6 protein-coding genes and 1 pseudogene are annotated in these 10,258 nt (G+C 47.3%); all 7 read left to right on the plus strand.

Features of this window, described 5'->3' with window-relative positions:
- Nucleotides 1-38: 38 nt before the first annotated feature.
- Nucleotides 39-7,940, plus strand: coding sequence for a MiiA motif-containing surface protein (locus E0709_RS11995; protein ID WP_209300511.1), 7,902 nt, complete (start codon nucleotides 39-41; stop codon nucleotides 7,938-7,940).
- 178 nt (nucleotides 7,941-8,118) lie between these two features.
- Nucleotides 8,119-8,346 carry a hypothetical protein gene (locus tag E0709_RS12000; protein ID WP_132302761.1) on the plus strand — a complete coding sequence of 76 codons (228 nt, stop codon included), beginning with the start codon at nucleotides 8,119-8,121 and terminating at the stop codon, nucleotides 8,344-8,346.
- Nucleotides 8,346-8,762: a type II toxin-antitoxin system VapC family toxin gene (locus E0709_RS12005; RefSeq protein WP_132302762.1), complete on the plus strand. Its 417-nt coding sequence runs from the start codon at nucleotides 8,346-8,348 to the stop codon at nucleotides 8,760-8,762. Before E0709_RS12000 ends, E0709_RS12005 begins: the two co-directional genes overlap by 1 nt.
- 107 nt (nucleotides 8,763-8,869) lie before the next feature.
- Nucleotides 8,870-9,106: an AbrB/MazE/SpoVT family DNA-binding domain-containing protein gene (locus E0709_RS12010; protein WP_132302763.1), complete on the plus strand. Its 237-nt coding sequence runs from the start codon at nucleotides 8,870-8,872 to the stop codon at nucleotides 9,104-9,106.
- On the plus strand, nucleotides 9,100-9,435 hold the full coding sequence (gene mazF, locus E0709_RS12015) for an endoribonuclease MazF (protein WP_132302764.1): 336 nt from the start codon (nucleotides 9,100-9,102) through the stop codon (nucleotides 9,433-9,435). Before E0709_RS12010 ends, mazF begins: the two co-directional genes overlap by 7 nt.
- 105 nt (nucleotides 9,436-9,540) lie before the next feature.
- Entirely contained in the window at nucleotides 9,541-9,801 is a 261-nt protein-coding gene (locus tag E0709_RS12020; protein WP_132302765.1) for a type II toxin-antitoxin system Phd/YefM family antitoxin, read from the plus strand.
- A pseudogene (locus E0709_RS12025) lies at nucleotides 9,791-10,097 on the plus strand (type II toxin-antitoxin system RelE family toxin). The gene E0709_RS12020 and the pseudogene E0709_RS12025 overlap by 11 nt, the downstream one beginning before the upstream one ends.
- Nucleotides 10,098-10,258 lie beyond the last annotated feature (161 nt).

Consider the following 10,258-nt stretch of genomic DNA (forward strand, 5'->3'; position numbering starts at 1 on the left):
TTCATGGATTGGCCGAAGATGGTCATTATTATGCCTATATGCCGGCTAATGGCGAGGCGGCGTCGGCGATTAACGTGTTAAATGAAAGCATGCTTGCCACTGAAGTCTTGGGCGGTGAACAACTTGTCTTACCTTGGTTGCCTTATTGGTTAGGCTCGACAACAGGTGCTACAGTAGGTGCGATCGTTGGTGGTATTGCTTTAGTGGGGGGCGGTATTGCTCTTGCTACCAGTGACGGTTCTAGTGGTGGTTCAAGCACACCAGCACCACAACCCGAACCACAACCTGAACCTACAGACCCAACCCCCGATCCAGCCGAGCCTGTAGATCCAACGCCTGAACCGTCTGAGCCTGTAGAACCAACCCCTGATCCTGCCCCAACCCCAGCCACGCCAAGCGTCAGCAACAACGCAGACGGCAACACCGTGTTTAACCTAGGCAAAGACCAACCGCACGGTCATGATGACAAAGTTACTATTAAATATATCGCTGTAGACGGCACAGCAGTGACGGTTGAACTGGTGTACAATGCCACCACAGGCAAATGGGAAGATCCAAATAACGCCTTAACCACCGCCCAACTTGACGAAGTAAACAGCACAGGTACGCTGACTATTGTCGCTGGCGAGATTTTAGACAATAGTCCAGTCAGCATTAGCACTACAGACGAGCAAGGGCAAACTGTCAGCAAAACCGACAACGCCGCCGCTTTCCCAATTCCAGTCGTAACCTTTGGCGAAAACGAAACCGCTGGCGTGAAAAACGGCGAAATCACTGTGACTTTTGGTGCAGACACTGCCACAGCCAAAGCGGAAAATGGCGACAAAATCAAACTTGAGTTTGTAGACGAAACAGGCACAGCCCAAAGTGTCACCGTGAAATACAACGGCACAGCGTGGATCGTGGAAAGCCACACATTAGGCTCAACCACCACCCTAACCGTAACAAACAACGTCTTAACCCTGCCTGATAGTGCGGTGAAAAACAGCAGTGAAATTATTGCCAGCTATGACAATGTGGGCGATGATGCTGAACAACCTATCACCAAAGGCAAAGCCGCTAGTACCGCTGAACGTGTTGCGGTAGTGGGGATTACTGCGGATACTGCTAACCCAGACAATCCAAATAACATCAAGGTAGAAAATCCAAGCAGTCTAAGCCAAGGTGAGATTGAAGCGATTATCAACAAAGTCAAAGCCGACAATAAAATTGTTATTGAAAATGTAGAAACTGCTCCAGCACAAGTAGACTATTTCTACGATGTAGACAATAAACAAGTGGTGATTACCTATGCGGATCAATCCGTAGACCGTGTCAATGTTGCCGTGGTGCAAAAATACTCTGCCAGTTACAACCCAACATTCACCGTCAATGTTGCCAACCCTAATCACTTAACGCCAGCGGACATCACCGCCATTGAAGCCAAGGCGAACGAATACAAAAACAACAACAGCACCATTGTTGAGAGTGTAGCCGTGAACCAAAGTACAGGCGAAGTGACGGTAACCTACAAAGACGGCACGCAAGACAAGGTTAGCCCAACCCTAGAAAACCTAGCCCCAGCCACGCCAACAGTTGGCACAGACACCGCTAACGGCAACACCGTATTTACCGTAGGCACAGGCACACACGGCGACAAAGACACCGCCGTATTAAGCTACAAAGAAAATGACGGCACGCCAGACGGTAAAGATGTAACCATTACCTTGGTGTATGACGCAGCCACAGGCAAATGGACAGACCCAAGCAATAGCGTGCCAAGCTATGCCGACTTTAACGTCGACACAGGCACGGTCACCATTCCAGCTAGCAACATCAAAGACAACAGTCCAACCCATATTGTGGTGACTGATGAGCAATTGGTGAGTGCCTACGCCCACGGCACAGCAGGGGATTTCCCAATTCCAGAAGTGGTATTTAGCGAAGGCACAACCACGGAGACCAATCCAAACACCAACTTCACGGAAACCATTAAAACAGGCGTAATCACTGCCACCCTTGCCACCCAAGGCACAAACAGTAAAGCCGAAAATGGCGATAAAATCACCATTGCCTTTAAAGACCCAAGCGACGTTGAGCATAAAATTGAGTTCACCTTTAATGGCACAACAGGGCAATGGGAAACCACCAGTACCCTGCCAACAGGAGCAAGCTACAACTCAGCCACAGGCGTATTAACCCTGCCTGATACCGCGGTGAAAAATAACAGCGTTATTTCTGCCAGTTACGACAACTTCTCTGATGACAGCGAACAACAGCCGACCACTTTTGGCGTGGCAAGCAGTGCCGCTCGTGTGTTAGAAGCCAATGTTGTTGCCAACACCACGGATTTAAGCCAAAACGTAACCGTTGATGATCTCGCCAATCTCACCCAAGCAGATATTGCAAAAATCATTCAGGCAGCCAAAGACGCTAACACAACAGCCCAAAATCTCGCCGATAGCGGTGCGAAGTTTGAATACAACGACCACGATAACGCAGGCAACAACAAAACCGTGACTATTCGTTATGGGGATGGTTCGGTGGATACGGTAACGGTGTATGTGGCACAAAAACAAAGCACCACTTATAACCCAGCCATTACGATAACCGATGTGGCGAACTTTGACCGCCTAACCGATGCCGAAAAAGACGATGTCATTACTGCCCTAAAAGCCGCCAACGCCAGCGATGCCAACATGACCGCCGCCTTAAATGCCGCCACTATTGAAGTTGCGGACAATGGTGATGTAACCATTAAATACGCAGACGGCAGTCAAGACGAGCTTACCCAAGCCCAAACGGTGAAAAACCTAGCCCCCAATGCCCCAAGCATTGAGCAAAACGACAGCACAGGCGATGTTACTTTTAGCGTAGGCGACAACAGCACCACCCCACACGGCGATGGTGATTGGGTAATATTTAGCTTCACCCCAACAGGCAAAAACGCTGATGTTTATGTGGTATTGCAATATGACCGAGACAGCGTTGCTGCCGATAACAGCGGTTGGAGCGTAAACAGCACTTACACCACCTACACCCTAAGCCAAGCCCAAATTGACGATATTATCGCCAACGGTACATTCACCATAACCAATGATGTGGTCAAAGACGGCACAGTAATGTACGCCTATGCGATTGATGAGCAAAATCAATACAGTGCAGAAGACAGCGAAATTGCCAAAATCATGGATCCTGCACTCATCAATTTTGCTGAGCATGGCTACAATGGCACAATTTACGCTCAAATAGACGACAGCAAAGCTAACCCTGTGCAAGGCGACAAAATTCTCTTGTCATTCCAAGATGAAATAGGTGCGGCTCAATATATAGAACTCAGCTACAACAATAATGCGTGGGAAATCAGCAAATACAGTCATGCCAGCCTAGCAAGCCAAATCACCCTAACAGGCAACACGGTAACCTTTGCCGATGCCACGGTGAAAAACGGCTCACTCATTCATGCCATTTACGAGCAAGACCCTGGCAACACTTCGGAGATTGATGATGATAATTTGCATTATCCAGCCAAAACCTTAACCCAACGTAACGACCCAATTAACAGCGGTACAGTTGTGCGTGTCAACGACAAAAACGATCTTAGCCCAACGGAAAAACAAGCGATTATTGACGCTGTCAAAACCGCCAACGCCAATGATCCGACCAAAACTTACGAAAGTAGTACGCTCAACAGTTCAGATACCAAAATCACCGTGTCTGACACAGGCGATATTCTCATCACCTACAAAGACGGCACAACCGACAGCTTAACGGCAAATGTGGAGTTGTATACAGCGGTTACGGTTAATCCAGCGGTTACCGTTACCCCAGTCGCCAACCCTAACCACCTCACCGCCACAGAAAAAACCGCGGTGGAAAATGCCATTAAAAATGCCAACGCCAGCGACACAGACATCACCGCTGCCTTAAATGCAGCCACCATTGTGGTTGCGGATAACGGCACAGTTACCATTACCTATGCCGATAACAGCGTGGACACCTTCACTCAAGCCCAAACCGTGAGCAACAACCCACCCGCCACGCCAACGCTCACCCAAGCAGAAAATGGCGATGTCACCTTTAACCTAAACCAAACAGGCTATGGCAAAAACGATATTGTCACCATTGAGTATCTCAAACCGTCTGCCACTCAGACTACTGAACTCAATTTGCGTTACACAGGCACGGCATGGGAAGAAGTCAGCTTTGACAGCACCAACAACGTATGGCAAGCCACTACGTCAAACAACATTTTAAGCCAAGCACAATTAGACAGCTTAAATGCCAGCACCAACGGCGGTACATTCACCATTCCTGCCAACGGCATTGAAGACGGCTCAACGGTGAAAATTTATGCCACCGATGAACAAGGGCAAGCCAATGTGCCAGCGACTGACGACACCACCACGCTCACCGCAAAAAACTTTGACATGCCAGTGGTAGTATTCAGCGAAGCAGGCACAGACGGCGTAGTCACTGCCACACTGCCAACGCACGACAGCACCAGCACATCAGCCCAGCTTGAACAAGGCGACCGCATTCATTTCACTTATGAAAACGAAAACGGCGAATCCAAAGCCTTTGATATGGAATATGACAACGGTGCATGGAAAGTTGCCAGCAACAGTAGCACGGTTGTAGACGGCACAAATGTCAGCTTTGACGCAAACACCCAAACGCTTACATTCAACGATGCCAGCGTCAAAAACGCCACCTACATCACGGCAAGTTACGACCATGTCAACGAGCATGAAAGCCAAGCGGACACCACGCACAAAACCAAAACCTTGGCAGAGCGTACCGAGCCACAAGCCGCTGCACAGGTCAAAGTTGCCAATCCAAGCAGCTTAACTTCAAGCGAAGTAGATCAAATTATCCAAGCCATTAAAACGGCGAACAGCAATAATGCCGTGAGCAGTAACGACAGCACCATTATGGTTAATCCATACACAGGTGCGGCAACCGTTACCTATAAAGACGGCTCATCTGAAGCAGTTACTACCACTATTGCTCAATGGGACAATGGCAAATACAACCCAAGCGTCCCAATCACCCCAGTTGCCAACCCAGATCATCTCACCGATGATGAAAAAACTGCGGTGAAACAAGCCCTGCTTGACGCTAACGACCCAGCCAAAGTGGCAACGGCAGATCCAGCGGTATCGGCTGCCTTAAATGCCAGCACCACCACTATTGAAGTCAGCGATGACGGCAAGCTAACCATTACCTACGCAGACGGCTCAAAAGACGAGTTCACCCAAGCCCAAACCGTGAGCAATATTCCGCCTGCCAGAGTGTATATTAACCATGACAACGATGGCAATACGGTGATTAGCTTGCGTACTGGCACGATAAATGCTAAGGAATACCAAAATGGCGAAGGCGATACCATGGTGGTGAACTATACCATTATCACAGGTTTAGATAGTAACTATGCGGTTACTACGGACGACCAACAAATCACCTTGGTCTACAGTGCCAGCGATAAGGAATGGAAAGTTACCGAAGTTGATGGTGAAGCCAGCACGACATTACCAGCAGAAGTCATTGCTTTTGATGCCAGCACAGGCAAAATCACCCTTGATGTAGACAAAGTGCAAGACAATTCAGATGTCAGCGTAGAAATTACCGATGAGCAAGGCTTAACCAGCGATGACTTTGATTATGCTGCCAAATTTGCCATTCCCCGTGTCAGCTTCTCTGAAGTGTTGGATAAATACATAGATGAAGAAGGCAAAACAGTAAAAGGAACAGGCGATGGCGACATCACCGTAACCCTAGGCAGCAAAGAAGATGATCACCACAAATTAGAGCAGGGCGACCAAACCAGCCTAAGTTGGATGGGCGATGACCGTATCGGTTATAACCTAACCTTTACATGGGACGGTTCGGCGTGGCAATTAACCGCCGCTACGCGTGGTACAAGCGATATTTTAGCTGATTTCACCAATGGCACATACACCGCCGACAATGGTGGCAAGATTATCTACGACAGCACCAAGTACACGCTCTTTATAGCAGACTCGCTCAACAAAGACGGCGAAGATGTGATGGCTACTTACAGCCACGCAGGGGTGGACGAAACGCAAAAACTCGATGCCCACAGCACCTATGCCATTCCTGAAATCCGTCAAGGGGTGGCTGGCAATATGCTGGTGGCGTTGGCAGGTTCAACCAACATCATTGAATTTACCGATAACGATGGCAACACAGTGGGCATGAAGATTATCAGTAACGATGACGGCACCTGGACGGTAGACGACATCTATTGGATTAACAAACTGGAAAACAACGATGCCAGCTTGCCAAGTGTCAGCCAATTTGTGCTAAACAGCGGTGAGAACGGCATAATTCCAGACAGCGAATACGTTACCATTGCAGGCAAATACATTCAAGATAACACAGAAGTTTTCGTTACTGCCTACAACCTAGCTGGCACGAAAATTGGTGATACGGTTAAAGGCAACCACACCACCGAACCCCAAACCGCCGACCCAGACAACGACGTTCCAATAGCACGCCAACGCGGCATAGCGGAACCAACAGCAGCAGCAACAACAACAGTAACAACGGGTAACATTTACGACTTAGCTTATCAAGCCAGCTCTCAGGCACCAAGTGGTAACAACCAGTATTTGTGGGATGTTTACCAAGCCTGGGGCGGTACAGGGGGTAACCGTACCAACACAACAAATCTGACGACTACCCCCGTTACTCATAATACTGCGGCTGGTAGCCGTATCATCTACTATCCAAATGCGAAACTTGCTTGGGATAATAATTCCTTTATCCTGCCTGCGAATATGGGAGCCATCAATAATACTATCAACCGTGGTGTCTATATCGATATGTCGAGACAGTCTGGTAGTACTTACTCCCCATACAACGATGCCTTTGCGATACAAGGGCAACTCATTGGGAACAGAGGTCACTACTTTGCCAACTACACCACCCAAAGCACTGCCAGTGGGTTCAATATGTCCGATGGCAACGACTTGTTATGGGTCGGGGCAAGCAACCCGCATAGCAATGTGTACTACCGTGCATCCGATGGCACTTACCACTTGACCCAAGTAACAGGCTCTGTGCTTTATACAGGCACTTGGGCAAGCAATGTGGCAGCGGCTTCCAATGACAAAACCAACGGACAAGGCGGTAACATTGCCCACGCCGAAATTCTACTTGGCACTGGCAACGACCACCTGATTGTAGAAGGCTTGGCAGCCGCGCAAAGCAGTGCCGCTGGTGCATCTGTCATAGATGGCACAGACGGCAAAGCCACAGGGGCAGCCATTTACAGCAGTTTAATCGATGTCGGCACAGGCGTAGACTATATCGTGGTGAACGGCAACAACGCAGGCACAGGCAATTCCTACAACCATATGATTGTAAGCTCGTGGATTACCGACAGCAACGCAGGCGGCACAAGCACCGCCCCAAGCGAAACCTACATCTACGCCCAAGGCATCAAAAACACCAGCATCCGCCTAACAGACGGCGGCGACGATGTCATCAGCATTGAATACGGCACTGGCACAGCTCAGGGCGATTTCACCAGCACGAACAACGTCATCAATATGGGCAACGGTATGGACACACTGGAATTTACAGGTAGCGGTCAAGAATACGACCTAAGCAAAATCTCCAGCACCCCAATGGACGTAGAAACCGTGCGTATGACCGGCGACAACAACACCGTCGTGCTGAAATTAAGCGACTTGCTGGACACTAGCACTGGCACAGCTGTACTCACCCTAGACACCGAAATCGGACAAGGCGGCGACAAAATCTTCCGCGTCACCAGCACAGGCACAGGCAACAGCTTAGACATTGACACCACCGAGTTCACCGCCACAGGCGCCATCACCGTAGACTTTGATAATAATGTCTATGATGTGTATAGCATCAACGGCTACACAGGCGCGTACTTGTATGTGGAGCAGGGGGTGCAGGTTATTTAGGAGACAGGGGTCAGACGGCAGGGGTCAGACGGCAGGGTTGCGGTCTGATGCCTGTTGTTTGAAAGATGAAAAGGGAAAACCGCGGTGGGGATGGTGGGGTTTTTGCCGTCTGAAACCTGTTATCTGAATCCTGTTTATGCTACACTCAATCCACATAAAACCTAAAAAGGGGAATGTCATGCAAATTAACCTAAACCCGCAACTTGAACAAATCATTGCCCATAATGCGAATTTACAAGGCATCAATACGCAGCAGTTAATGGAAAAAATTGTTGTAGAATATTTTCAGCCAACCACGCTGTATGATTTAGCCATGAACTATCAAGGCGAAGATGTCGCTGAAATTGAGCTAGACTTACCACGCAATCCGCAATCTAGCCATGCTCGTCATCAGGATTTTGACTAATGTATTTATTAGATAGCAATATTATTGCAGAAATTCGCAAAATTAAATCAGGCAAAGCCAATACAGGCGTAGTGAACTGGATAAAACAGCGACCTATCACGCAACTTTATACCTGTGAAATTGTGATTATGGAAATATTGCGCGGGATTGCCTTAAAAAAACGCAAAGATCCCATGCAAGCTCAAAGTCTACAAAATTGGTTTGATCATTTTGTTTTGCCTACTTTTTCAGGCAGGATTTTAACCATAAATACGCAAACAAGCAGAATTTGTGCCACATTTCACACACCCAATCCACGTCCTGAAAATGATTGCTGGATTGCCGCAATTGCCAGTGCAAATAAACTCACTTTACTGACCCGTAACACCAAGGATTTTCAAGATTTACCCATTAATATCATTAACCCATTTCAATAAGCTGTTTTTGCAAAACCGCGGTGAAATATAGCGGTTTTTTGTGCGGTTGAAAATCAGTAGGGAAAGCCTTATAATAAGACATTATGCACACCAAAGGGGCAATCATTATGCAAGTAACTGTACAATCATTAGGCAATAGCCTTGCTATCCCCATTCCAAATAGCCTAATCCAGCAATTCAATATGCACGCCCAATCCCAAGTGGAATTACGCCAAGAACAAGGGCGTATTATTATAGAACCTATTCGCCTCTATACCCTTGACACCATGCTCGCCCAAATCACCCATGATAACCTGCACGAAGAAGCGGATTTTGGTACAGCACAGGGCAATGAAGCATGGTAGAAGTCTATATTCCTGATGTGGGCGATATTGTATGGCTGGATTTTGACCCACAAACAGGACACGAACAAGCAGGCAATCGCCCAGCCGTGGTGCTAAGCCCCAAAGCCTATAACAGTAAAACCAGCTTAATGGTCTGTTGCCCTGTTAGTACTAAAATTAAAGGCTACCCCTTTGAAGTATCAATCGCAGGAAATATCGCTAATGTCGCCCTGTCCGACCAAGTCAAAAGCCTAGACTGGCGAAAACGCAAAGCCAAATTCAAAGGCAAAGTAAGCACATTAGAATTACAGGAAATCCGTCAAAAAATTGCGGTGTTGCTTGGGGTGTAAAAACTGTTGCCTGAAAGGGGGGGCGGTTTTTTCATTGCAAAAAACACTTTTAAAAGTCTTTTATTTGTGCTGTAATAAATTTGTCGCACTTTAAGGACAATCACTATGCCTATCAATCCTATTTATACCACTGCCACAGCCAGCATCAGCGACCTAAAAAAAGACCCTATGGGTATTATCAGTGCAGGTACTAGCCACACAGGCACAATGGCAATACTCAACCGCAACAAACCTGTTTTTTACTGCGTCAGCCCAGAACTCTTTGCCTATCTGCAAGATGCCATAGAAGATTTTGAACTCGGCATCACCGCCTTGGCACGCAAAGCGGACGGTAAATTGATTGCGGTAAATCCTGATGAACTATAAACTTGTTTTTCATGAAAAAGCCCTAAAAGAGTGGAAAAAGCTCGGCGAACCGCTAAAAAGCCAACTCAAAAAGAAACTCATGCAACGGCTAGATAACCCGCATATCATGGCTGACCGTTTAAGCGGGTTTTCACAGGCATTATACAAAATCAAGTTGCGCCAATCTGGCTATCGCTTGGTGTATGAAGTGATTGATAATGAAGTCGTGGTATTAACTTGCCATCGGCAAGCGTGAATGCTCTAAAGTGTATGAAGCAGCCATGATTCGTATCAATGATAGTGATACATGGCATTAAACAAAGCGATTTTTGTCGCTTGAAAGTGAGGCATAGCCAATGAAATTGATAGGGCATTCTTACTGTTTTTTACCATAAAACAAATGACTTCACAGCAAAATATGTTAAAATATGCCACTATTTTTGTTTGAGAAAATCACTTGACATAAAAAATGATACAA

Source organism: Lonepinella koalarum, from assembly GCF_004565475.1.
Lineage (GTDB): Bacteria > Pseudomonadota > Gammaproteobacteria > Enterobacterales > Pasteurellaceae > Lonepinella > Lonepinella koalarum.

What these genes read in the sequence shown, in the direction of transcription:
- E0709_RS11995 (WP_209300511.1), top strand. Translation starts at nt 39, where the DNA reads ATGCCGGCTAATGGCGAGGCGGCGTCGGCGATTAACGTGTTAAATGAA.
- E0709_RS12000 (WP_132302761.1), top strand. Translation starts at nt 8,119, where the DNA reads ATGCAAATTAACCTAAACCCGCAACTTGAACAAATCATTGCCCATAAT.
- E0709_RS12005 (WP_132302762.1), top strand. Translation starts at nt 8,346, where the DNA reads ATGTATTTATTAGATAGCAATATTATTGCAGAAATTCGCAAAATTAAA.
- E0709_RS12010 (WP_132302763.1), top strand. Translation starts at nt 8,870, where the DNA reads ATGCAAGTAACTGTACAATCATTAGGCAATAGCCTTGCTATCCCCATT.
- mazF (WP_132302764.1), top strand. Translation starts at nt 9,100, where the DNA reads ATGGTAGAAGTCTATATTCCTGATGTGGGCGATATTGTATGGCTGGAT.
- E0709_RS12020 (WP_132302765.1), top strand. Translation starts at nt 9,541, where the DNA reads ATGCCTATCAATCCTATTTATACCACTGCCACAGCCAGCATCAGCGAC.